Origin of the sequence: Azospirillum sp. TSO22-1, from assembly GCF_003116015.1 — a bacterium.
Classification (GTDB): Bacteria; Pseudomonadota; Alphaproteobacteria; order Azospirillales; family Azospirillaceae; genus Azospirillum.
Genome location: NZ_LGQZ01000025.1, coordinates 1 through 23,741 on the forward strand (window position 1 = coordinate 1; position 23,741 = coordinate 23,741).

A 23,741-nucleotide genomic window follows, 5' to 3' on the forward strand; every position below is an offset into this window, starting at 1 on the left:
CGGCCTTCGCCAAGGACGGCACGGTGACCGCCGGCAACGCCTCGGGCATCAACGACGGCGCCGCCGCGCTGGTGCTGATGAGCGCCGACAACGCCGCCAAGCGCGGCGTCGCGCCGCTCGCCCGCATCGTCGCCTGGGCGACCGCCGGCGTCGATCCGGCGATCATGGGTACGGGTCCGATCCCGGCCTCCCGCCTCGCCCTGCAGAAGGCCGGCTGGAAGATCGAGGACCTCGACCTGATCGAGGCGAACGAGGCGTTCGCCGCCCAGGCCCTGGCGGTCAACAAGGACCTCGGCTGGGACACCTCGAAGGTGAACGTCAACGGCGGCGCCATCGCGCTCGGCCATCCGGTCGGCGCCTCGGGTGCCCGCGTGCTGACCACGCTGCTGTTCGAGATGCAGAAGCGCGACGCCAAGAAGGGCCTCGCCACGCTGTGCATCGGCGGCGGCATGGGCATCGCCCTCTGCGTCCAGCGCGACTGATCCGGGGTACGGGCCGTTTCTGAGGGGGAACGGCCCGTTTCCCTTTCCGGTTAAGACAAGAAACGAAAACCGACAAACTTTACGACGGGGGAGCAGAAATGGCTCGAGTTGCAGTAGTCACCGGTGGTACGCGCGGCATTGGCGAGGCGATCTCGGTCGCCCTGAAGGCGGCGGGCTACATCGTCGCCGCCAACTATGCCGGCAACGACGAGCGCGCCAAGGAGTTCTCGGCGCGCACGGGCATTGCCGTCTTCAAGTTCGACGTCTCCGACTTCGAGGCGTGCAAGGCCGGCATCGAGAAGGTCACCGCCGAGCTGGGCCCGGTCGACGTGCTGATCAACAACGCCGGCATCACCCGTGACGGCGTCATGCACCGGATGACCTACCAGCAGTGGGAGGAGGTGATCCACACCAACCTCTCGTCCTGCTTCAACATGTGCCGCAACGTCATCGACGGCATGCGCGAGCGCGGCTTCGGCCGCATCGTCAACATCGGCTCGGTGAACGGCCAGGCCGGCCAGTACGGCCAGGTCAACTACGCCGCCGCCAAGTCGGGCATCCACGGCTTCACCAAGGCGCTCGCTCAGGAGAGCGCGGCCAAGGGCATCACCGTGAACGCCATCGCGCCGGGCTACATCGACACCGACATGGTGCGCGCGGTGCCGGCCCACGTGCTCGAGAAGATCGTTGCCCGCATCCCGGTCGGTCGCCTCGGCCGCGCCGACGAGATCGCCAAGGCGGTGCTCTACCTCGTGGACGACGAGAACGGCTTCATGACCGGCTCGACCCTGTCGGTCAACGGTGGCCAGCACATGTACTAAGAGCCGGCTTCCGGCTGAAACGCGAAAGGCCTCGTCCTTCGGGACGGGGCCTTTTCCGTTTGCGCGCTCCGGGCAAAATCCCGCGATGTAGGGATTCACCACAGAGACACAGAGGCACAGAGGCACAGAGGCACAGAGATAATATTTTCTGTGTTTCTCTGTGTCTCTGTGTTTTTTGCCTTCAAAGCGTGGATTTGCGGTGCCGGGGAACCTCACGGCCGCAGCTTGTAGATCTCCGCTCGCTTGTGGTCGTCCGTCACCACGGCGCAGCCGCCGAGCGCCGGGCCGACCGGCAGCTCGCCGAAGGCGGCCACCGCGCCCTCGTCCTTCAGCCGGCCGACGAACCCCGCCTCGCGGCCACGGGCCACCCAGGCGAAGCCCAGCCACGTCGGCCGCACCGGTTCGCCGCCGGCCCGCACCATGGCGGTGAAGGCCGCGTCGTCCGGCGTGCCCGGCGGGAAGACGGCGAGGACCAGCCCGTCCGTCTCCTCCGGCAGCGCCGCCTGCCGCAGCGACACCGTCATCAGTCCCAGCCACACCGCCACCACCACCCCGAAGAAGGTGAGGGCGAAGCCGTGGCCCAATCCCGTGGGGCCGATGGGCGATGTGGGCTGCATGGCCATCGACTTAGGCGCGCGCCTCGGCGTTCGCCAGGGACGGCGCCGGCTGTTCGGCGATCGGCCAGTGCACGATGGCGGCGAACATCGCCAGCGCCACGCTCAGCCACCACACCACGTCGTAGGAGCCGGTGCGCTCGTACAGCACGCCGCCCAGCCAGACGCCGATGAAGGCGCCGACCTGATGGCTGAAGAAGGCGAAGCCGTAGAGCATGCCCAGGTACCGCGTGCCGAACATCAGCGCCACGAGGCCGGAGGTCGGCGGCACCGTGGACAGCCACAGCAGGCCCATCACCGCGGCGTAGACGATCACCGACGCCGGCGTGACCGGCAGCAGCAGGAACACCGCCGTCGCCACGCCGCGGAAGAAGTAGTTGGCGACCAGCAGGGTGCGCCGGCTCATCTTGCCGCCCAGCACGCCCGAGGTGTAGGAGCCCGCCACGTTGAACAGCCCGATCAGCGCCAGCGCCCAGGCGGCCAGCCCCGGGCTGATGCCGGCGGCGGTCAGGTAGGGCGGCAGGTGCGTGGTGACGAAGGCGAGCTGGAAGCCGCACACGAAGAAGCCGGTGACCAGCAGCACGTAGCTGCGGTGGCGGAACGCCTGCCGGATCGCCTCGGCGAAGCCGACGTTGGCGCCGGTCACCGCGACCTTGGAGTTGTGGGCGGCGCCGGAGCCGATGAAGGCGCTGGCCAGCAGCGGCACCAGCAGCATCGAGGCGCCCAGCAGCAGCAGGGCCGTCTGCCACCCGTAGCCGGCGATGAAGGCCTGCCCCATGGGGGCGAACAGGAACTGCCCCATGGAGCCCGCCGCGGTGGCGATGCCCATGGACCAGGACCGCTTCTCGGCCGGCACCAGCCGGCTGAAGCCGGCGATGACGATGCCGAACGAGGCGCCGGCGAGGCCCAGGCCGATCAGCACGCCGGCCGCCAGATGCAGCGTCAGCTGCGTATCGGCCACCGACATCAGGGCGAGGCCCGCCGCGTACAGCAGGCCGCCGCCGGCCAGCACCGGCGCCGGGCCGTAGCGGTCGGCGAGCGCGCCGGCGAAGGGGCCGCCGGCTCCCCACAGGATGTTCTGGATCGCCATGGCCAAACCGAACACGTCGCGGCCCCAGCCGCGCGTCTCGGTCAGTGGGCCGATGAACAGGCCCATGCTGGAGCGCGGCCCGAAGGCCAGCATGGCGATCAGGCAGCCGCAGACGATGATGATGGCCGGCGTGCGCCAACCGGACGCGCGGTCGGCCACGGGGGTGCTGGTGCTCATATCCGTAAATCCCTCCCGCCGGGGCCTGCGAACGGGTCCGGCTTGTTGCCCGCGATCCTACGTGGGGTTCGCGGCTTCCGCCAATTCATAATGGGAAAGTGAATTATTCCGCTGCGGAATGTACGAGGCCCAGCGGCTGCGGGGCGAGCCGGCGCAGCAGGCTGCGCTCCAGCCCGTCGAACACGCGGTCGAGCCGGCCGCTGTGCCGCGCCCGCACCAGCCACACCCCGACGGTCAGCCGGAATCCGTCCACCGCCACCGGGCGCAGCCGTGCCGCCAGCGGCGTTCCCTCCACCAGCCGCAGCGGCCCGGTGCCGAAGCCGACGCCGCGGGCGGCCAGGTTGAGCAGCAGCTCCTGGTCGAAGGATTCGACGGCCACGTTGAGGCGCAGCCCGGCGCGGTGCAGCGTCTCCGTCAGCGTGGTGCGGTAGCGGCAGCCCTCGGGCTGCAGCACCCAGCCGACCGCGTTCATGGCGGCCAGCGAGCCGCGCGTGCGGGCGACGAGATCCGGCGCACCGACGACGCTGATCTCCTCCTGGGAGAGGCGGCGGCCCTGCAGTTCCGCCCGCGGCCGGCCGTCCTCGGCGGTCAGCACCAGCGCGCCGTCCAGCGCGCCGCCGTCGAGCTGGTCGAGCAGCGCGTTGCTCCAGTCCGAGCTGAGCCGCACGGTGAGTCCGGGGAAGGAGCTCCGCACGTCGTCCAGCGCGTCGCCGCTCAGCAGCCGCGACAGCACGTGGGTGGCGCCCAGGCGCAGAATGCCGGCCGGCTGCCCGCTGCCGGCGAACGCCTCGCCCAGCCCGTCCACCGCCTCCAGCACGCGCCTGGCGTGCGCCAGCGCGGTCTCGCCGTCGCGGGTCAGCGCCAGCGGCTTGCTCTGCCGGTCGAACAGGGTGGCGCCGACCTCGGCCTCCAGGCGCTGGATCAGGCGCGACACGGCCGACTGGGTGAGGTGCAGGCGGTTCGCCGCCTCCTGCACCGACTGCGCCTCGGCCACCGCCACGAAGGTGCGGATCTCGTTGAGCTTCATGGCGGCACTCCCCGGTCGGTGGGCTCCCGGGGAATGACGTTAATCGTAATCCTGGTCCTGCGCCAGTTCGTCGGCCAGCTCGCCCGCCAGCTCGGCGAACAGGCCGGCGTCGACGGTCAGGCCGCGCTGCTCGCAGATGCGCACGAAGATGCGCCAGGCGTGCAGGATCGCCACGTCCAGCACCGCCTCGTCGGCCTCCTCGCTGTGGCTGTCCTTGATGGCGCGCTCCTGGAGCGTGGCCACGACGTCGTGCTCGGCGGCTTGAAGCACCGCTTCCATGGCGCGCTTGTGGAGGTCCGACATGGCGTTCGTCCGTTGGTCCGTTTGAAATAAGCTTTGGCTTCCGCGCCGGCTCGTCCATGCTGGCAAGCCGGGGAACCCCGGAAGGGGCCTTCATAGAGACCCCCTCCACCGGAAGCAACACCGACGCGCATGACCGAGACCGTTACCGACCGTTCGGCCCGCGAATACCCCGACCGTCCGTGGGTGGGCGTCGGCGTCATCGTCTGGAAGGGTGACCGCCTGCTGCTGATCCGCCGCGGCCGGGCGCCGCGCCTCGGCCAGTGGAGCATCCCCGGCGGCGCCCAGCACATCGGCGAGACCGTGTTCGCGGCGGCGGCGCGCGAGGTGCTGGAGGAGACCGGGCTGACCGTCCGCCCCACCCACGTGGTCACCGTGGTGGACGCCATCACCCGCGACGCCGCGGACGCCGTGCACTACCACTACACGCTGGTCGAGGTCGCGGCGGACTGGCAGGCCGGCGAGGCGGCGGCCATGGACGACGCGCTGGAGGTGCGCTGGGCGACGGTGGAGGAGGCGGTGGGCCTCGTCCCCTGGGAGGAGACCGACAAGGTCATCCGGCTGGCGGCGTCCCAGCGTTCCCAATCTTCATGTTCCGGGAAATGAAATCCGGCACGTCGACGGCGGCCAGCGGCCGGGAGAAATGGTAGCCCTGGATGCGGTCGCAGCGGTAGGCGCGCAGGAACAGCAGCTGCTCGGCGGTCTCCACTCCCTCGGCGATGACCTGGAGGCCGAGCGCGTGCGCCAGCGCCACGATGGCGTGCACGATGGCGGCGGCGTCGCGGTCCTCGACCATCGCCTCGACGAAGTGCTTGTCGATCTTCAGCGCCTCCACCGGCACTTTGCGCAGCAGCGCCAGCGACGAATAGCCGGTGCCGAAATCGTCCAGCACCAGCCGCACCCCAGCGCCGCGCAGCTCCAGCAGGCTCTGCCGCGCCGTGTCGCCGCCCTGGAACAGCACGGTCTCGGTCAGCTCCAGCTTCAGGTTGGCGGCCGGCAACCCGGTCTCGGTCAGCACGCCCAGCACGGTACGGGCCAGGGCAGGGTCCTCCAGCTGGCGCGAGGACAGGTTCACCGCCACCGGCACGTCGGCCAGCCCCGCCCGCAGCCAGCCGGCGGTCGTCTCGCAGGCGCGCCGCAGCACCCAGTCGCCGAGGATGTGGATGCCGTCGCCGGCCTCGGCCATCGGCACGAAGACGTCCGGCGGCACCACCGTGCCGTCGGGCAGGCGCCAGCGCACCAGCGCCTCGAACCCGGTCAGCCGGCCGGTGTGGGCGTCGGCCTGCGGCTGGTAGGCGAGCCACAGCTCGTCGCGCGCGACGGCTTCGCGCAGCCGGTCGGCGAACGCGGCGGCGACATCCCCGTCCGGCGGAACGCCCCCGGGCAACGGGCCGAGGAGGCCCGCCTCCGTCAACGCCTTGATGCCCGCCGCCATGACACCTCCTGGTCCCACCCTGGCTATAACAGCCGGAATAGGAGTTTGTTAACCATAAATCCGGGGTAGTTAAGCCGGATTCGATTGGTTACGGAAGCGTTAACGGCGTTGGGCATGGTGACAAGAATGGGGGTGGAATCGAAAAGGGCGCCGCCCCTAGCGGAGCGGCGCCCTTCCAGCGGGAAAATCCCGGACCGTCAGACGTTGAAGCGGAAGTGGAAGATGTCGCCGTCCTGGACGACGTACTCCTTGCCTTCCTGGCGCATCTTGCCGGCGTCCTTGGCGCCCTGCTCGCCGCCCAGGGTGACGAAGCTGTCGTAGTCGATGGTCTCGGCGCGGATGAAGCCGCGCTCGAAGTCGGTGTGGATGACGCCCGCGGCTTCCGGCGCCTTGGCGCCGCGGCGCACGGTCCAGGCGCGCGCCTCCTTCGGGCCGACGGTGAAGAAGGTGATGAGGTCGAGCAGCTTGAACCCGGCGCGGATCAGGCGGTTCAGGCCGGTCTCCTCCAGGCCCATGGAGGACAGGAACTCCTGCTTCTCCTCCGGGTCGGCCAGCTGCGCCACCTCGGACTCGATGGCGGCGGAGATGACGACCATGCCGGCGTTCTCCGCCTCGGCCTTCTTCGCCACCAGGGCGGAGAAGCTGTTGCCGGTGGCGGCCGAGGCCTCCTCGACGTTGCAGACGTACAGCACCGGCTTGGCCGTCAGCAGCATGAACTGCTTGAAGACCGGCAGTTCCTCGGCGTCCAGCTCGACCACGCGGGCCGGCTTGCCGTCCTGCAGGACCTTCAGCGCGCGCTCCATCAGGTCGGCCTTGACCTTGGCGTCCTTGTCGCCGCCCTTGGCCTTCTTTTGGAGGTTGGTGATCTGGCGCTCCAGGCTCTCCATGTCGGCGAGCATCAGCTCGGTCTCGACCACCTCGGCGTCGCGCAGCGGATCGACGTTGCCCTCCACGTGGGTGACGTCGTCGTCCTCGAAGCAGCGCAGCACATGGACGATGGCGTCCACCTCGCGGATGTTGGCGAGGAACTGGTTGCCCAGGCCCTCACCCTTCGAGGCGCCGCGGATCAGGCCGGCGATGTCCACGAACTCCAGCTGGGTCGGGATGATCTTCTGCGACTTGGAGATCGCCGCGAGCTTCTCCAACCGCGGGTCGGGCACGCCGACGCGGCCGACGTTCGGCTCCTTGGTGCAGAAGGGGAAGTTGGCCGCCTCCGCCGCCTGGGTGGCGGTCAGCGCGTTGAACAGGGTCGACTTGCCGACGTTGGGCAGGCCGACGATGCCGCAGTTGAAACCCATGGGAGATTCTTCGGTTCGCTCGGTGTCCGGGACGCGCGCTTTATCCTACGTGCGGGTGCAAAGCGCAAACGCGAAGTGGGGTTGGTGCGCCGCTTGATCAAAATCAAAGCCGCCGCGGCGGGTTCGCGCGACCATCCGGGGAAATTCCCCGGTGTCGCTGTGAAAACATGCCGGGCTTGTACATCAGGAGGTTCTCATGAGCGTGCGCGTCTCCGTCGGTTGCGTCCTGTCCCTTGCCGCCGCGCTTGTGGTGTGGAGTGGGCCGGCGCCGGCCCAGACCGTTTCGCTGACGCCGAACTGCGTCGATGCGAAGGAGTTCAACTGCACGCTGGCCGACCTGCGCGGCAAGGACTTCTCCAACGTCAAGGCGCCGGAGGCGAACTTCGAGGCGGCGCGGCTGGACGGCGCCAAGTTCCGCGGCGCCGACCTGCGCAGGGCCAACTTCCAGGTGGCGATCGCGCCGGAGGTCGACCTGTCCGGCGCCGACCTGGAGAACGCCCCGGCCTTCGCCACCTACATGAAGGACGCCAATCTGGCGGGCGCCAACCTGAAGGGCGTCAACTTCACCCGCGCGACGCTGGCCGGCGCCAACCTCAAGGGCGCCAACCTGGAGGGGGCGGTGCTGGTCGGCACGCGGCTCGGCGGCGCCATCTGGACGGACGGCCGGGTGTGCGCGGCGGAGTCGATCGGGGAATGCAAGTAGGCCCGGTCGGGGCGCAGCCGTCACTTCGGCGGCTGCGTCGCCAGGGTCACCTTGTTCATGAAGTTCTCGGGCTGGCCCTGGACCAGCAGCGGGAAGCTGGCGGCGCAGGCGTCGATCAGCGGCTCCAGCCAGGTCTGGTCGGCCTTGGCGAAGTCGTGCAGCACGTAGTTGGAGACGGCGTTCTTGTCGCCGGGGTGGCCGATGCCCAGGCGCACCCGCCAGTACTCCTTGCCGATGTGCGCGTCCATCGAGCGCAGGCCGTTGTGCCCGCCATGGCCGCCGCCCTTCTTGACGCGGATGCGGCCGGGCGGCAGGTCGAGTTCGTCGTGGAAGACGACGACCTGCTCGGGCTTCAGCTTGAAGAACTGGAGCGCGGCGCCGACCGACTGGCCGGACAGGTTCATATAGGTGAGGGGTTCGAGCGCCAGCACCTTGTCGCCGGCGGCGGTGCCTTCGCAGGTCTGGCCCTGGAAGCGCTTCTTCCACGGCGAGAAGCCGTGGCGGCGGGCGATCTCCTCGACCGCCATGAAACCGATGTTGTGCCGGTTGCGCGCGTACTCCGCGCCGGGATTGCCGAGTCCGACCAGCAGCAGCATGGTGATTTCCGGATGGGGTCAAGGGGCCTCGCGGCCCCTTGCAGGAGAGCGCGAGAGGGCGGCGCCCTCTCGCAGGCCCTTCTTTAGGACGCGGCAGTCTCGCCCTCGGCGGCCTCGGACTTCAGGCCCGACGGCGCGGCGATGGTGGCGATGGTGAAGTCGCGGTCGATGGTCGGCTTAACGCCCTCCGGCAGCTTGACGGAGGAGATGTGGATCGAATCGCCGACGTCGAAGCCCTCGCACGACACGGTGATGTGCTCGGGGATGTTGTCGGCGACGGCGGTCACCTCGATCTCGTGGCGGACGATGTTCAGCACGCCGCCCTTCTTGAGGCCGGCCGACTTGTCCTGGTTCACGAACTCGACCGGTACCATGACGGTGATGCGGGTGTCGCCCGACACGCGCAGGAAGTCCACGTGCAGCGCAACGTCGCTGACCGGGTGGAACTGCACGTCGCGCGGCAGCACGCGGTGCGTGGCGCCATCGACGGTCACGTCGAACAGGTGCGTGAAGAAGCCCGGCTGGTGCAGGATGCGGGTGAAGCCGCGCAGGTCCAGCGAAATGGTGAGCGGGGCCTGCTTGTTGCCGTAGATCACGGCAGGGATGCGGCCGTCGCGGCGGGTCTGGCGGGCGGTCCCCTTGCCGGCCCGCTCACGCACCTCGGCGGCGAGCGCGATAACCTGAGTCATGGTGTGCTCCTCAACGGAAAAAGGCGCCCGCCTCCAGGGGTGCGGACGCATGAGCCGCGGTGTTTACGCCCCACGCGGTGAAACGTCAAGGGGCAGGGGCGTCGCGCCACGCCGCCAGCAGCTCGGACTGCAGGCCGCGCGCGCGGGCGAGCCACGCCCGCGCCTCCGGCGGTATCTCGGCGACGCGGCGGTCCATGGCGGCGTCGAGGGCGGCGCGGGCGCGGTCGTCCCCGGCATAGTAGACGAAGCCGAGGCTGCGGCCCGAGGCGGTGCGCAGCCAGCCGGCGAGGCCCTTGGCGTAGGCCAGCGTGCCGGACTTGGCGCGCACGCCGGGCAGCGGCCCGCCTTCGTCGTCGCCGGCCAGCAGCGCGGCCAGCAGCTCGCCGCCGAGCGTCAGGACCGCCGCCGTCTGCCGCGCCGTCATCCGCGAGCCCGACGTCAGGCCGGAGTGGTTGAGCAGCCGGAAGCCGGTCCAGTCCACGTCCGGCCGCTGCGCGCGGAGCCAGCCGGCCAGCAGCGCGGCCGAGCCCGCCAGCGTGGCGACGTTGGCGTCGAGCGTGCGCGCCGCCGCCAGTCCGATGAGTTCGGCCGACAGGTTGTTGGAGTGCTTCAGCACCCGTGCCGCCAGCTCGGCCAGCGGCGGGCTCTCGTGCATCACCAGCAGGCGGGCCTCGGGCGGCAGCTGGCCGGCGGACGGGCGGGGGAGCGCGATGCCGCGCTCGGCGGCCATGGCGTGCACCACTGCGGCGGTCATGGCGCCCGGCCGCGCCACCGGCAGCCAGACGCGGGCGGGGGCGCCCCGGTGCGGCGCCAGTTGCCAGCGCTCGCCGCCGCGGTCGGGCAGGGGGGCGACCAGCACCGTGTCCGGCAGGGCGGAGGCGGGCACCACCTCGACGCCGATGCCGTCCACCGGGTGGCGGCCGATGTCGGAAACGCTCCACACGCCGGCCTCCACCGCGCCGCCGGGCAGGCGCCGCCACGCCAGCTGCACCCGGTTGAAGTTCAGCGACAGCGCGCCGAGGCCGGTGTTGTAGCCGGCGGTGCGCGGCTGGCCGGCGTCGATCTCCGGCAGTTCGGGCAGCGCCGAGGCGTCGTGGAGGAAGCGGCCCGCCACCCGCCGCACGCCCTTCTCGATCAAGCCGTCGAGCATCGCCGCCACGTCCTCGCCGACCAGCGACGGGTCGCCGCCGCCCTTGAGGATCAGGTTGCCGCGCAGCGTACCCTCCACCACGGCGCCGGTCCCGTGCAGGCCGGTGGTGAAGCGGTGGCCGGGGCCGAGCAGCGCCAGCGCCGCCACCACGGTCGGCAGCTTGGCGACCGAGGCCGGGGCGAAGGGGCGGTCGGCCAGCCGCGCGTCCAGCACGCGCCCGTCGGCGGGATCGAACAGCAGCCAGCCGGCCTCCGAGGCCGGGCCGAGGCGGGCGGCGGGGTCGGCCCCCTTCGCCGCGGCCAGCAGCGGCAGCAGCAAAGGCGTGGCGAGCAGCCGGCGGCGGGACAGGGAGCGCGTCGTCATGAGGCGGAAGCTTGCGTTGCGATCCGGCGCAATGCCATAAAATTAGTGAGAGAAGTCTCCGCATCTGGGCACGCCGGCATGATCCCCCCGAAACGCGCGTACCGCTACGAGGTTGTCGTCGAGTTGGGCGGACGGCCGAACATCGACGGCGTGTTCGACGACGAGAAGCTGGCGATGGAGCGGGCGAAGTACCTGCTCACCCTTGCCAAGTACCAGATCATCCGGGTCGTCAAGGTCAACAAGGACGGCAAGGAAGAGACGCTGTTCGAGAAGGCCATCGCCGGTGGCGGCAAGGTCACCACCATCTCGCACATCGAAGAGGCGGCGTTCTGCAAGGACGTGCTGGAGGTCTTCTCGTTCCAGAGCCGGATGACGCTGCTGCGCCTGTTCCGCGCCTACTGCGACGAGCAGACGGTGATCCCGGCCGAGCAGCTGCACCGCTATTTCCCGCTCCGCTACTTCGAGCGCGAGGCGACGCTGTTCAACCCCGGCATCAGCCGCCTCGCCACGCTGCAGGCGCCGGTCGCCGGCGTCAAGGTGTTCGACCGCCAGGACCAGATCCTCCGCATGTTCAAGGATCTGAAGGACCTGGCGCAGAACGCCGACGTGCTGAAGCCGTTCGACGGGACGCTGCTGCAGCTGGGTGTCGCCGGCCTGCTGTCGCAGGCGCGCAACGACCGCCCGGCGGAGGAGCTGGACCGCATCGTCACCCACGCCTTCGCCAGCGCGCTGGAGGAGGCCCGCGACTGGGGCGAGAAGCTGTCGGGAATCCTGCGCTTCAACGTCGAGGGCGACCCGGAGACGGTCACCATCGTCGACCAGCTGCTGTGCGAGACCATCGACGGGCGCGAGCCGGTGAGGGCGCTGATCGGCTACGCGCCCGACCTCGCCACCGCGTTGCAGGCGCTGCTGGCGACGCTGCGCGGCGACCTCGACGACCGGCTGCCGCACACCGAGCCGCTGCTCGACCTCTCCAACGCCGTCGCGGCCGGCGGCTTCACGCACGTCCGCGAGGCGCTGCTGCGCCGGGTGCGTGGCGGCATCGAGGGCAAGAACCCGCTGACCCGCCAGGGCGGCGACGCCAAGGCGTTCCAGACCATCGTCGACCAGCTCGCCGCCTTCGACGGCTTCATGGGCGGGCCGGAGATGGCGTCGGCGCTGATGAAGCGCGCCAAGATCGCCTGGGGGGCGGAGCACCGCGACATGCCCTTCGAGGAGGCGGTGATGCGGCTCTCCAACCGCCTCGGCTCGGCGGCGGCGCGCATCGGCTTCCTGCTCGATCTGGCGGCCAGCGAGTTCGGGCGGCGGCGCATGACCTATCTGGTCGAGCAGGTCGCCAACATGTTCGCCCGCGTCCGCTCGGCCCGCGAGCTGGCGCCGGCCGGCGCCTCGCTGGAGGAGGTGCGCGCCGGCCTCGGCCACCGGCTGCGCAACGCCGGCATCCCGCGCATGCTGGCCGACGGGCTGGTCGCCAAGATCGCCACCATCCCGGACGAGGAGCGCGTGATCGTCCCGCTGATCCAGGAGGAGGTGACGGTCGACCTCTCCACGCCGAAGATCGTCGTGCCGAAGCTGGTGGTGAACCACAAGGGCAACCGCCACGTGCTGCCCGACGAGGGGACGGAGCTGTTCGTCGGCCGCTCGCGCGAGTGCCAACTGATGATCGAGGTGCCCTCGGCGTCGCGCCGCCACGCGCGCTTCGCGGTGGAGGGGGTGAACTTCGTCGTCTCCGACCTCAGCCGCAACGGCACCCGCCTGATCCTCGAGGAGGGGGAGGCGCGCGTGCTGATGAACGGCGAGACGGCGGTGCTCTCCGGCAAGGGCGAGATCGTCATCGGCGCGAAGGACGCCGGCGAGAAGCCGGCGACGATCCATTGGGAGGTGCGGCGGTAGCCTATTCCGCCACCATCCCCATCTCCGCCATGCGGTAGCGGTTGCGCCCGCCGCGCTTCGCCTCGTACAGCGCCTGGTCGGCGAGGTCGAGCAGCTCGTCGGGCGGGTGGTCGTCCGGCGGCACGGTGCCGGCGCAGCCCAGGCTGATCGTCACGTGGCCGGCCGTCGGCGAGGCGGCGTGCGGGATGGCCTCCGTCTCGACGGCGGCGCGCAGGCGCTCGGCGACGCGGGCGGCGCCCCCGGCGTCGGTTTCGGGCAGCAGGCAGACGAACTCCTCGCCGCCGAAGCGCGCCACCAGGTCGCCGGGGCGCATCACGTGCTCGCTCAGCAGGCGCGACACCGCGCGCAGGCAATCGTCGCCGGACTGGTGGCCGTAGCGGTCGTTGAAGGCCTTGAAGTGGTCGACGTCCAGCATGATGACCGACAGCGGCAGCTTCGAACGGCCACAGCGCCGCCATTCCAGCGCCAGCACCTCGTCGAAGCGGCGGCGGTTGGGGATGCCGGTCAACCCGTCGAGGAAGGAGAGCTGGCGCAGCAGGTCGGTCTGCCGCTTCAGCAGGATGTGGTTGCGCACGCGGGCCTGCACGATGGGCGGGCTGATCGGCTTGGTGATGAAGTCGATGGCGCCGACCTCCAGCCCGCGCGTCTCGTCCTCCACCTCGCCGCGCGCCGAGATGAAGATGACGGGGATGTCGGCTGTGGCCGGGTTCTCCTTGATGCGCGTGCACACCTCGAAGCCGTCCATGCCCGGCATCATGATGTCGAGCAGAACGAGGTCGGGCAGGCGCGCCTGCACCAGTTCCAGCGCCTTGTCGCCGTTGGTGGCGAAGTAGATCTCGTACTCGTCGCGCAGGATGCGGCTCAGCACGTGGACGTTGCTGGGCACGTCATCGACGATCAGGATCTTGGCGCGGGTGTCGGGCATCTCGGGCTCACGCGGCCGGAGGGAAGGCGGGGAGGACGACGTGCAGTTCGTCCGCCAGCCGGCGGACAAGGCCCTGCGCCTTGGCGAAGTCCAGCGAATCGACGGCGGCGGTGATCGCCTCCACCCGGCCGGTTCCGGCGCGCGCCCCCAGCGGGCCGGCCAGCGCCAGCCATTCCTCGGCGGCGGCGAAATTGTTGTCGGCCAGCAGTCCGTCCAGCCGGGCCAGCGCCGCGCCCAGCGGCCCGGCGTCGGCCGGCGCTGGCGCCGGCGGATTGGCGGGGGCCTGGGCCTGGAGGTGCGCGGTCTCCAGCACGGCGGCGAGCTCGCGGTGCAGCTCGGGCAGAGTGGCCTGCGCGGCGGCGCGTTCGCCGCGGCCGGCGGCGATCTGCACGGCGTCGGCGATCGCCGACAGGCGGCGGGCGCCCAGGCTGCCGGACATGCTCTTGAGGTCGTGCGCCAGCTTGCGTGCGTCGCCGAGGCGCTCCTCGGCCAGCGCGTCGCCGACCGCGTCGCCGATGCCGGCGTGCGCGGCGGCGAAGCCCTGCAGGATGCGCTGGAACAGCTCGGCGTCGCCGTCCACGCGGCGCATGGCGTCGGCCATGTCGATGCCGGACGGCGCGGCAGGGGCGGCGGGGACGGGCGTCGGCAGGGCGGCGGGTGGCAGCGAGACGGCGCCGCCGGTCCAGCGCAGCAGCGTGTCGATGAGCTGCGGCGGGTCGAGCGGCTTGGCGACGTGGTCGTTCATGCCGGCCTCGATGCAGTGCTCACGGTCGCTGGGCAGCACGCTGGCGGTGATGGCGATGATCGGCAGGTGGGCGAAGCGTGGCTCGGCCCGCAGCGTCCGGGTGGCGGCGAAGCCGTCGAGGCGCGGCATCTGCACGTCCATCAGCACGGCGTCGAACGGCGCGTCCGACGCCCGCACCAGGTCGATCGCCTGTTGGCCGTCGCCGGCCACGGTGACGGCGGCACCGGCGCGCTCCAGGATCTCGCGGGCCACCTGCTGGCCGATGGCGTTGTCCTCGGCCAGCAGCAGGCGCTTGCCGGCCAGCGGCCGGGCCGGCAGGGTGACGGGTGCCGGCGCGCATGGGGCGCTGCCGTCCGGGCTGAGCGCATAGGCGTTGGCGATCGCGTCGAGCAGGACGGACCCGGTGACCGGCTTGACGATGATGCCGTCGAGGCCGAGGTCGATCACCCGCTGCACCGCCTGCTCCTGGCCGAAGGCGGTGACGACGATGATGATCGGGCCGGTCAGCGTGTGGTCGGAGCGGATGCGCTGGCTGGCCTCGATGCCGTCCATGCCGGGCATGCGCCAGTCCATCAGCACCACCTCGTACGGCTCGCCGGCCGCCGCGGCGTGCGACAACTCGTCGATCGCCGCCTCGGCGGAGGGGGCCGTGGCGGCGCTCCAGCCGAAGCCGCGGATCAGCGAGGCGAGGCTCTCGCGCGCCGTGTCGTTGTCGTCGACCACCAGGACGCGCAGGTTGCGCGGCAGCGTCCGCGCGCGGACGGGCCGCGCCAGCGGCTGGGCCGGGCGGTCGAACACCGCGGTGAAGCGGAAGTCGCTGCCCACGCCGGGTTCGCTGGTCACGCCCATGGCGCCGCCCATCATGCCGACCAGGCGGGTGCAGATCGCCAGCCCCAGCCCGGTGCCGCCGTAGCGCCGGGTGGTCGAGCTGTCGGCCTGGCTGAAGGCAGCGAACAGGGCGCGCTGCTGGTCCGGCGCGATGCCGATGCCGGTGTCGCGGATGGAGAAGGCCAGCGTGGCGCGCTCCGCCGTCACCTCCGCAGCCTCCACGGTGACGACCACCTCGCCCTTCTCGGTGAACTTGATGGCGTTGCCGGCGAGGTTGATGAGCACCTGCTGGAGGCGCAGCGGGTCGCCGATCAGTTCCAGCGGCACCTCCGGCTTCACCAGGAACAGCACCTCGATGTCCTTCTCGCGCGCCGCCGTCGACACGATGGTGGCGAGGTTGTCGAGCAGCTCGTCGAGGCGGAAGTCGGCGTGCTCCAGTTCCATCTTGCCGGCCTCGACCTTGGAGAAGTCGAGGATGTCGTTGAGGATGCCGAGCAGCGACTGCGCCGAGCCGCGGATCTTCTGCGCGTAGTCCTTCTGCCGGGGCGACAGCTCGGTCTGCTGCAGCAGATGGACGAGGCCGAGGATGGCGTTCATCGGCGTGCGGATCTCGTGGCTCATGTTGGCCAGGAACTCGCTCTTCGCCCGGCTCGCCGCCTCGGCCGCGGTCTTGGCCTCCAGCAGCGCCTGCTCGCCCGCCTTGCGCTCGGTGACGTCGGAGAAATAGACGACGATGCCTTCCGCCGACGGCGTGCAGGTGCCCTCGTACCACGCCTCGTGCGGGGGGTAGAAGATGGTGTCGATGACCTCCGCCTGCGCGTCCATGGCGTGGCGGAAGTGCGCTTCGATGGGGGTGCCGAGCGTCGCCGGGAACGCGTCCCAGAACACCGCGCCGGACAGGTCGCGGCTCTGGGCGAGGCGGTCCCGCGCACGCTGGTTCATGTAGACGACGCGCCAGTCGCGGTCGAGCGAGAGGATGAAGTCGGAGGTGCTCTCCAGCACCTCGGCCAGCCGCTCGCCGGCGCGGCGGGCCTCGCGCTCGGCCGTCTCGGCGTCGCGGCGGGCGGCGTCCAGCTCGCGCTCGCGGGTGGCGAGGTTGCGCGCCATGCCGTTGAAGGTCTCGGCCAGGGCGACGATCTCGTGCGGCGCGCCGCTGGTCTCCACCGCCTCGACGGTCCGGCCGGCGCCGATCCGCTCGGCGGCGTCGCACAGCCGCTGCATCCAGCGCAGCACCGAGCGGCGCACCAGCAGCCACACCGCCAGGAAGCCGACCAGCGCCGCCAGCGCCGCCACCGCCAGCCCGTTCAGCATCTCACCGCGCGCCTGCGCCCAGATCCGATCCATCGGCAGGCCGACCGTGAAGGTCTTGTCGGTGCCGGGGATGCGCCGGTAGCTCCAGATGCGATCCCGTCCGTCGGCGCCGACCGCCTCGAACGTGCCGCTTTCCGTGGAAATCATCGTCCGCACGTGCGGGAAGGAGCCGAAGTTCTTGCCGATCCAGCCTTCGGGATCGGGCTGGCGGGCGATCACGGTTCCCTCGCCGTCGATTACGGTGATGCGCACGTCCTCCTGCCGGGTGACGGCGATCAGATCCTCGTACCAGGTCAGGTCGATGTTGGCGCCGACCAGGGCGGTCACCCGGCCCTGGTCGACGATGGGGTGCACCGCCACCATCATCCGCCGGCCGGACAGCTTGCCGACGATGAAGCCGCTGAGCTGGAACTCGCGGCTGGCCATGGCCTTCTGGAAATAGGCACGGTCGCCGATGTCGAGGCCGAAGCCGGTGCCGGTGTTGTCGCAGATCACCCGGCCGTCTGGCCCGGCGACCCACAGCCCGGCCGCCCAGGTCTGCTGCCCGGCGATCGGCTTAAGAAGGTTCACGCAGGCCTGCGGCGCGGCGGCGGCGCCATGGATCTCCGGCACGATGGCCAGCACGCCGAGCAGCGTGCGCGCGTCGCCGATCACCGCCTGCTGGCGGCGCACGCCCTCGTCGGTCAGGTGGGCGGCGAAGTCGACGGCGGCGGCGCGGCGCTGCGCCACGTCCTCGTTCAGGTGGTACACCGACGCCGCCAGCGGCAGCGCCAGCGCGCCCAGCACGATGGCCAGCATACGGCCGCGCAGGCTGTCGAAGCGCACGGCGCGCGGGAGGCGGGAAGCGAAGCTGAGCGGCATGACGTGCGCGGAAGTGGGCGAGCGGACGGGGGATATTACCCCGTCCGGGCGGTTCGCGCTCGGCTTATGTCGGCGTGGACAAAATTTGCCTCGAATGGTGCATGCCTGCAGCGGACGGTGCTGCCGCCTAGAAGAACCGCGCCAGGTTGCCGCGGATGCGCTCCAGCACCGGCATCACCTCGGCCGGGACCTCGAAGGTCTGGCCGGTGATGGTCTCGTAGGCGTGGATGTAGACCGCGGCGGTGTCCAGCACCAGCTGGTCGGGGATTTCCGGGATCGGGTCCTTGTACGGGTCGCAGCGCTGGCTGACCCAGGTGCGCACGAAGTCCTTGTCGAAGCTCTCCGGCCGCTGGCCAGCCTGAAGGCGCTCCGCGTAGCTGCCGGCCATCCAGTAGCGGCTGCTGTCGGGCGTGTGGATCTCGTCGGCCAGGATGACGTTGCCGTCCTCGTCCACGCCGAACTCGTACTTGGTGTCGACCAGGATGAGGCCGTGCTGGGCGGCGATCTCGCGGCCGCGGGCGAACAGTTTCAGCGCCACGTCGGAGACGCGCTCCCACTGTTCCTTCGGCAGCAGGCCCTGCTCGACGATCTCCTTCGGCGACAGCGGCGTGTCGTGGCTGCCCAGTTCGGCCTTGGTGGTGGGGGTGATGATGGTCTCGGGCAGCTTCTGGTGCTCGTGCATGCCGTCGGGCAGGCGCACGCCGTACATCGCGCGCTGGCCGGCCTTGTACATCGACCAGATCGAGGTCGAGGTGGTGCCGGTCAGGTAGTCGCGCACGACGATTTCGACCGGCAGGATCTTCAGGCGCTTGGCGATCACCACGTTGGGGTCCGGATACTCCAGCACGTGGTTGGCGACGATGTCCTTCGTCCGCTCGAACCAGAAGCGGGCGGTCTGCGTCAGCACCTGGCCCTTGAAGGGGATGCAGGTGAGGATGATGTCGAAGGCGCTCAGCCGGTCGGTGGCGACGATGATCCGCCGGCCGTCCGGCAGGTCGTAGTTGTCGCGCACCTTGCCGGCGTAATGGTTCGGCAGTTCGGGGATGGTGCCGTCCGTCAGCACGTTGTGCAGGTGCGGGGCCAGCGAGCGCGCGTCGATCATCGGAAAATGCCTAGCCGGAAAGAGGGGGCCGAAAGCCGGCATGTAGCACAGGACGCGCCGGGCGAACAGGGCCGAGCATCGGCTATCGAATTCGGGAATGGGGGTAGGGGAATCCCGGAATCGGCAAGCGACGCCCGGCCGTTCGGGCCGCAATCGCCCGGAATCCCTCTGGCATGCCCCCTGCAATGGCCCGCGGCGGATCATGCAAGGAGGTGCCAGCGTGCACACCAAGGACGAAGCCCCGCGGTGCGACGGCGCGGGGGAGCGCAACGGGATCGGCGTGGTTCTCGCGGTCTGTGCGTTCGCGCTGTTCGGCTTCGCGCTCGTCGAGCGCACCGATGCCTTCCCGCGCTTCAGCCAGCCGGCGGGCTGCGCCACGGCGGCCAGCCTGAAGGCGCCGGACGGCCTGGCGCAGGCGCGCGCGCAGGGCGCCTTCATCCGCGTGCTGCCGTCGGCGGTGCAGCGCGGCGGCGTCGATCCGAAGCGCGGCGGGCAGATGCTGCTGACGGTGTCGGTCGAGGTGGTGAAGGCCGGCTGCCCGACGGTGCGGGCCGACGGCCGGTTCGACGCGGCGTTCGAGATGGTGGACGGGGTGCCGAAGATCACCCGCGTCGTCGAGCGCGTCGCCGGCGTGCCGCTGGGCACCGCCGCGGTCGTGGCGAACAAGTAGGCGACCGGCCAATCAGCGCCGGGCCGTCAGCATCGCGGCGACCGCCTTGCGCAGTTCCACCGCGACCACCGGCTTGTGCAGCATCCGGATGCCGCTGGCGCGCGCCTCGGCGAGGCGTTCCGGCGCGGTGTCGCCGGTGATCATCGCCGCCGGCGGGCGGACGCCGAAGTGTTCCTCGATGCTGCGGATCGCCTGGATGCCGGTCTCGCCGTCGCGCAGGCGGTAGTCGGCGAGGATGGCGTCCGGCGCGCGGCGGCGCTCCTCCATCCGCTGCACCGCCTCGCCGATGGAGCCGGCGGCGACCACCGTGTGGCCCCAGGACTCCAGCATCGCCTTCAGGCCCAGCCGGATCAGCGCCTCGTCATCGACCACCAGCAGCAGCCCGTGCGGCTCGCCCCCGTTGGCCGGACGCCCGGGGGTGGGGGCGTTGGGCGTGCAGGGCTCGGCCAGCGGCAGCTCGACGCTGAACACCGAGCCGTGTTCGGGCCAGGAGCGCACCTCGATTCCGTGGCCGAGCAGCCGGCTGAGCCGCTTCACCACCGCCAGCCCGAGGCCGAGGCCCTTGCCGCGGTCGCGCTCCGGGTTGCCGAGCTGGAAGAACTCCTCGAAGATCTCGGCCTGCTTGTCCGGCTCGATGCCGATGCCGGTGTCGTAGACCTCGATCCGCAGACGGCCGCCGCGTTGCCGCCCGCCGACCACCACGCCGCCGCGGCGGGTGTAACGCAGCGCGTTCTCGATCAGGTTGCGCAGGATGCGCTCCAGCAGCGTCGGGTCGCTGACCACCGTGGCCCGCGAGCGCACCACCCGGAAACGCAGCCCGAGCGCCGCCGCGCGCGGTCCGTACTCGGCCGCCAGACGGTCGAACAGCTCGGCCAGCGGCATGGCGACCGGCTGCGGCTCGATCAGGCCGGCGTCGAGGCGCGAGATGTCCAGCAGGCTGTCGAGCAGCAGGCGCAACGCGTCCAGCGAGCGGTCCATGGCGTCCAGCGCGGCGCCGGCGGCCGGCTCCTGCCCCAGCCGCTCCTTCAGCACCTCCATGAACAGCAGCAGCGACTGCACCGGCTGGCGCAGGTCGTGGCTGGCGGCGGCGAGGAAGCGGGTCTTGGCATGGTCGGCGCGCTCGGCGTTCTCCTTGGCGGCGGCCAGCGCCTGCTCCATGGCGCGCCGGCGCTCGATGTCGCGGCCGACCGCCTGCACCTCGCTGAAACGCCCGGCGCCGTCGAACACCGCGTAGCCCTCCCAGGCGAACCAGCGCGGACCGTCGATGGTCAGCATGCGGTTCTCCAGCGCGGCGCGCGGGTACGGCGGCGCCATGATGCGCGCCAGCGCGTCGCTGGCGGCGGCGATGCTGTCGGGATGCACGAAGTCGGTCCAGGGGCGGCCGCGGAGCGCGCCCGCGGTGGTGCCGAACAGGCGCGCCGTGGTGTCGTTGGCGAAGCTCAGCGTGCCGTCGGCGGCGAGGCGCAGCACCATGTCCGACTGCGATTCCACCAGCCCGCGGTAGCGCGCCTCGCTGGCCCGCAGCGCCTCCTCGGCGGCACGGCGCGCGGCGCGCAGCCGCTCGCGCTCCTCCAGGCCGGCGGCCATCTCGTTGAAGATGTGGGCGAGGCGCCGGGTCTCCGGCGTGCCGGCGCGGGTTTCCGCGCGCGCAGCGAGGTCGCCGTCGCGCCAGCGCGCCGCCGCCTCGCCCAGCGCGTCCAGCGGCCGCACGATCAGGCGCCGGCCGCCGATCCCCGCTGCCAGTGCCGTCGCCAGCAGCCCGGCGGCGAGCAGCACCAGGCTCCAGCGCGTCGCCTCGTTGATCGGCGCGAGCCGCGCCTCCTTGTCGAGGCCGACGGCGAGGAAGACATCGCCCAGCCCGGCCACCGCCGGCGAATAGGCGAAGATGCGCTGCTGGTCGTCCAACCCCGGAAGCTCGGCCAGCCCCGGCCCGGCGGCGTGCAGGAGCGTGGCCAGCTCCGGGCTCAACAGCTTGCCGCGCCACCCCGCGGCGCTCGCGGTGACGGCCAGGATGGTGCCGTTGCGGTCGGCCAGCACCACGCAGGTGTTGGGGGGCAGCCGCTTGACGGTCAGCGCCTCGCCCAGCCAGTCCAGGTCGATGGTGAAGGTGACGACGCCGGCGATCGTGCCCAGCCGGTCGGTGTAGGGGACCGCGAAGGGCCACACCTGCCGGTCGATCGGCAGCCCGTTCACATAGTTGCCGACGGCGAAGGCGCCGCTCTCGAACGCCCGGTGGACATGGGGAAGGTGGGCGATGGGCACATGCATGGCACGGGTGTCGCTGGCGCAGCGGACGACGCCCAGATCGTCGGTGATGTCCAGCGTGCCCATGCGGAAGGGCAGCGGCATGCGGTCCAGCAGTTGCTGGCATTCGGCCATGTCGCCACCGCGCACGGACTCGCTGACGGCCACCGTGTCGACCAGCTGGCGCACACCCTCCACGATGCGCGTCTGTTCGGCCAGGAGCAGGTCGCGCAGCTGTTGGGCCTCGGCGTTGATCTCGGCCATCCGTGTCCGGCGCAGCTCCACCACCGTGTAGGCGCCCAGCGCGATGGCGGGCAGCACCGCCAGGAGAACCAGCAGGAACAGCCGCTGGAACAGAGTCAATTCATTCGCCCTCTAATGAATGCGCCGGACGTTCTGCCCAATCCGCATGCAATCCGTCAACCGGCGCATGGCCGTCCTGCCGTTTTCGGTCCGTTCAGGTGCGGGGGCCGTTGCGCTCGCCGTAGGCCGCCGCCACCTCGCCGACCGCCATGACGGTCGAGCAGATGCCCGTGAGCACCAGCGCCAGCGCTGCCGCCGCCGGGAAGTCCGACCCGCTCTCCGACACCATGCTGTACAGCTGCAGCGGCAGGATGGTTAGCCGTGTGCCGACCAGCGCCAGCGCCGTGCCGTAGGCCCCGAACACCACCGCCGCCACCAGGCAGAAGGCGGTCAGCGCCGTGGTGCGCACCTGCGGCAGCAGGACGTGCAGCAGCGCCTCGCGCGGGGTGGCGCCCAGCGATTCCGCGGCGGCGAGCTGGGTGCGGTCGAAGTTGACCAGCACCGGCAGCATCAGCATCACCACCCGCGGGATCAGGTAGTAGGAGGTGGCGAAGGCCAGCCCCTGCGGGCTGTACAGGATGCCGGCGAACCACGCCGGATCGACGCCCAGCAGCCCCAGCAACTGCGTGACCAGCCCCGCCCGGCCGTAGGCGAGGATGAACCCGTACGCCACGATCAGGCCGGAGAAGGTCAGCGGCAGGGCGATGAGGAACGACAGCAGCGCCCGCCAGCGCGGCCCGATCCGCGACAGGTGCAGCGCCACGCAGAACCCCACCACCAGCGACGCCGTCGCCGCCACCAGGGTCAGCACGGCGCTGCCGCCCAGGCTGCGCAGGAACATCGGGTTGGCGAATACCCGGCGAAAGGAGCCGGGGTCGCTCAGCGCGTCCCAGGCGACGGTGGCCAGCGGCAGCGCGAAGAACAGCAGCAGCACGGCCACGCCGGGCGATGCCAGCGTCAGCAGCAGGCGGCGTGGCCGCAGCGACTGCGTTCTCTTCACGGGGCTTTTTCCTTATCACCCGCCCATCATTGACCAATCGCCACCTTGGCCCAGCCGGAGTCGATCTCGCCCTTCTTGGCGGCGGCGGCGCGGACGTCCAGCGGGTGCACCTGCGGGGCGGGCGGCAGCTTGTCGGCCACACTGTCCGGCAGCTTGACGCCCGGCACCGACGGGCGCACGTAGCCCTGCGCGAAGATGCCCTGGCCGAACTCGGTCATGATGAAGTTCAGCCACAGCTTGCCGGCGTTCGGGTTGGGGGCGTTCTTCACCAGACTGATGCCGTAGGGGGCGGCGACCGACGCCTCCCTGGGGATGACCACGGCGACGGCGTCGCCCAGGCCGTCCACGTACTTGGCCTTCAGGCCGTCGTTCTCGTAACTGATCCAGATCGGGATCTCGCCCTTGACGAACTGGGCGTACGGCGTGGTGCCGACGACGCGGAGCACGTTGCCCGACTTGTGCAGCTTGCCCAGGTAGTCGATGCCCGGCTGCACGTTGGTCATGTCGCCGCCGGCCGCGTAGTTGGCGGCGAAGGACAGCACCTGCCCGACGCCGGTCGAGCGCGGGTCGAGGTAGACGACCGAGTTCTTGTGCTCGGGCTTCAGCAGGTCGGCCCAGGACTGCGGCACCTCCTTGACCAGCTTCGTGTTGACCACGAAGGCGATGGTCAGGGAGTGGATGGTGAACCACTTGCCCTCGGGGTCGCGGAACACGTCGGGCAGCTTGTCGAAGTTCACCGGCTTGAACGGCGCCACCACGTCCTTCGCCATGGCGTCCACCGCCGAGGCGGCGAAGTAGTAGGCGGTGTCCGCCTGCGGGCGGTTGCGTGCCTTGTCCAGCGCCACCACCGTGGCCGCCGAGCCGAGGTCGTTGTAGGTGATCTCGACGTTCGGGTAGCGCTTCTTGAAGGCCGCGAACTGCGCCGCCCAGTTGGCCCAGGTCGGGCCGGTGTCGAAGGAGACGACCATGCCTTCCTTCGACGCGGCCTCGTAGAGGTCCTTCTCACCCGGGTACAGCTCGGGCGAGTCGGCGGCGGTCTGCGCCAGGGCGGCGCCGGCCAGACAGAACAGCGCGCCGATCGCCGCCGCCGCGGTCCGCAAGAGTTTCATGGCCG

At 70.9% G+C, this 23,741-nt stretch carries 20 protein-coding genes and 1 pseudogene; 6 read left to right on the forward strand and 15 right to left on the reverse strand.

All coding sequences use genetic code 11. From position 1 onward, the window contains the following. Both TSO221_RS07090 and phbB read left to right on the forward strand, forming a co-directional pair. Positions 1-482: pseudogene (locus tag TSO221_RS07090) on the forward strand (acetyl-CoA C-acetyltransferase); the annotation flags it as partial. 98 nt (positions 483-580) lie between these two features. Continuing rightward, positions 581-1,303, forward strand: a complete 723-nt coding sequence (phbB, locus tag TSO221_RS07095) for an acetoacetyl-CoA reductase (RefSeq protein ID WP_109117783.1) — start codon at positions 581-583, stop codon at positions 1,301-1,303. Positions 1,304-1,515: 212 nt separating this feature from the next. Here phbB and TSO221_RS07100 read toward each other — a convergent pair whose 3' ends face one another. From TSO221_RS07100 to TSO221_RS07115, 4 genes are all read right to left on the reverse strand, one after another. Continuing rightward, complete coding sequence (locus TSO221_RS07100) at positions 1,516-1,920, reverse strand: hypothetical protein (RefSeq protein ID WP_109117818.1); 405 nt, start codon at positions 1,918-1,920, stop codon at positions 1,516-1,518. Positions 1,921-1,930: 10 nt separating this feature from the next. Then, the gene (locus TSO221_RS07105) at positions 1,931-3,184 is read right to left on the reverse strand and encodes an MFS transporter (RefSeq protein WP_109117784.1); all 1,254 of its coding nucleotides are present in this window, start codon (positions 3,182-3,184) and stop codon (positions 1,931-1,933) included. Between the two features lie 103 nt (positions 3,185-3,287). Next, on the reverse strand, positions 3,288-4,211 hold the full coding sequence (locus tag TSO221_RS07110) for a LysR family transcriptional regulator (RefSeq protein ID WP_109117785.1): 924 nt from the start codon (positions 4,209-4,211) through the stop codon (positions 3,288-3,290). Positions 4,212-4,250: 39 nt separating this feature from the next. Next, complete coding sequence (locus TSO221_RS07115) at positions 4,251-4,514, reverse strand: hypothetical protein (RefSeq protein WP_109117786.1); 264 nt, start codon at positions 4,512-4,514, stop codon at positions 4,251-4,253. A gap of 129 nt (positions 4,515-4,643) precedes the next feature. On the opposite strand from TSO221_RS07115, the gene TSO221_RS07120 reads away from it, so the two are divergent. Then, positions 4,644-5,117, forward strand: a complete 474-nt coding sequence (locus TSO221_RS07120) for an NUDIX hydrolase (protein WP_109117787.1) — start codon at positions 4,644-4,646, stop codon at positions 5,115-5,117. On the opposite strand, the gene TSO221_RS07125 is transcribed toward TSO221_RS07120, so the two are convergent. Beyond that, the gene (locus tag TSO221_RS07125) at positions 5,065-5,946 is read right to left on the reverse strand and encodes an EAL domain-containing protein (RefSeq protein WP_109117788.1); all 882 of its coding nucleotides are present in this window, start codon (positions 5,944-5,946) and stop codon (positions 5,065-5,067) included. The genes TSO221_RS07120 and TSO221_RS07125 overlap by 53 nt on opposite strands. A 197-nt stretch (positions 5,947-6,143) precedes the next feature. Continuing rightward, the gene (gene ychF / locus TSO221_RS07130; protein ID WP_109117789.1) at positions 6,144-7,244 is read right to left on the reverse strand and encodes a redox-regulated ATPase YchF; all 1,101 of its coding nucleotides are present in this window, start codon (positions 7,242-7,244) and stop codon (positions 6,144-6,146) included. A gap of 196 nt (positions 7,245-7,440) precedes the next feature. On the opposite strand from ychF, the gene TSO221_RS07135 reads away from it, so the two are divergent. Continuing rightward, a complete protein-coding gene (locus TSO221_RS07135) occupies positions 7,441-7,947 on the forward strand; it encodes a pentapeptide repeat-containing protein (RefSeq protein WP_109117790.1) in 507 nt (168 codons plus the stop codon). Between the two features lie 20 nt (positions 7,948-7,967). Here the strand turns inward: TSO221_RS07135 and pth are convergent, their stop codons facing one another. The 3 genes from pth to dacB all read right to left on the reverse strand — a co-directional run bounded on the left by pth (position 7,968) and on the right by dacB (position 10,745). Continuing rightward, the gene (gene pth / locus TSO221_RS07140) at positions 7,968-8,543 is read right to left on the reverse strand and encodes an aminoacyl-tRNA hydrolase (RefSeq protein WP_109117791.1); all 576 of its coding nucleotides are present in this window, start codon (positions 8,541-8,543) and stop codon (positions 7,968-7,970) included. 83 nt (positions 8,544-8,626) lie between these two features. Continuing rightward, a complete protein-coding gene (locus TSO221_RS07145; RefSeq protein ID WP_109117792.1) occupies positions 8,627-9,232 on the reverse strand; it encodes a 50S ribosomal protein L25/general stress protein Ctc in 606 nt (201 codons plus the stop codon). Positions 9,233-9,317: 85 nt separating this feature from the next. Next, the gene (gene dacB, locus TSO221_RS07150) at positions 9,318-10,745 is read right to left on the reverse strand and encodes a D-alanyl-D-alanine carboxypeptidase/D-alanyl-D-alanine-endopeptidase (protein WP_109117793.1); all 1,428 of its coding nucleotides are present in this window, start codon (positions 10,743-10,745) and stop codon (positions 9,318-9,320) included. Between the two features lie 78 nt (positions 10,746-10,823). Between dacB and TSO221_RS07155 the strand changes: the two genes are divergently transcribed. After that, on the forward strand, positions 10,824-12,638 hold the full coding sequence (locus TSO221_RS07155) for an FHA domain-containing protein (RefSeq protein WP_109117794.1): 1,815 nt from the start codon (positions 10,824-10,826) through the stop codon (positions 12,636-12,638). A gap of 1 nt (position 12,639) precedes the next feature. On the opposite strand, the gene TSO221_RS07160 is transcribed toward TSO221_RS07155, so the two are convergent. The 3 genes from TSO221_RS07160 to TSO221_RS07170 all read right to left on the reverse strand — a co-directional run bounded on the left by TSO221_RS07160 (position 12,640) and on the right by TSO221_RS07170 (position 18,410). Further along, positions 12,640-13,563, reverse strand: coding sequence for a PleD family two-component system response regulator (locus TSO221_RS07160; protein ID WP_109117795.1), 924 nt, complete (start codon positions 13,561-13,563; stop codon positions 12,640-12,642). 7 nt (positions 13,564-13,570) lie between these two features. Continuing rightward, on the reverse strand, positions 13,571-17,308 hold the full coding sequence (locus TSO221_RS07165) for a response regulator (protein ID WP_109117796.1): 3,738 nt from the start codon (positions 17,306-17,308) through the stop codon (positions 13,571-13,573). Positions 17,309-17,435: 127 nt separating this feature from the next. Then, positions 17,436-18,410: a phosphoribosylaminoimidazolesuccinocarboxamide synthase gene (locus tag TSO221_RS07170; RefSeq protein ID WP_109117797.1), complete on the reverse strand. Its 975-nt coding sequence runs from the start codon at positions 18,408-18,410 to the stop codon at positions 17,436-17,438. 220 nt (positions 18,411-18,630) lie between these two features. Here TSO221_RS07170 and TSO221_RS07175 point away from each other — a divergent pair, with 220 nt between their 5' ends. Beyond that, positions 18,631-19,080, forward strand: coding sequence for a hypothetical protein (locus TSO221_RS07175; RefSeq protein ID WP_109117798.1), 450 nt, complete (start codon positions 18,631-18,633; stop codon positions 19,078-19,080). Positions 19,081-19,092: 12 nt separating this feature from the next. On the opposite strand, the gene TSO221_RS07180 is transcribed toward TSO221_RS07175, so the two are convergent. The 3 genes from TSO221_RS07180 to TSO221_RS07190 form a co-directional block, all read right to left on the reverse strand. Beyond that, entirely contained in the window at positions 19,093-21,687 is a 2,595-nt protein-coding gene (locus tag TSO221_RS07180; RefSeq protein ID WP_109117799.1) for an ATP-binding protein, read from the reverse strand. Positions 21,688-21,781: 94 nt separating this feature from the next. After that, positions 21,782-22,627, reverse strand: a complete 846-nt coding sequence (locus TSO221_RS07185) for an ABC transporter permease subunit (RefSeq protein WP_247877947.1) — start codon at positions 22,625-22,627, stop codon at positions 21,782-21,784. A 26-nt stretch (positions 22,628-22,653) separates the two neighbouring features. Beyond that, a complete protein-coding gene (locus TSO221_RS07190; RefSeq protein ID WP_109117800.1) occupies positions 22,654-23,736 on the reverse strand; it encodes an extracellular solute-binding protein in 1,083 nt (360 codons plus the stop codon). Between the last annotated feature and the right edge of the window lie 5 nt (positions 23,737-23,741).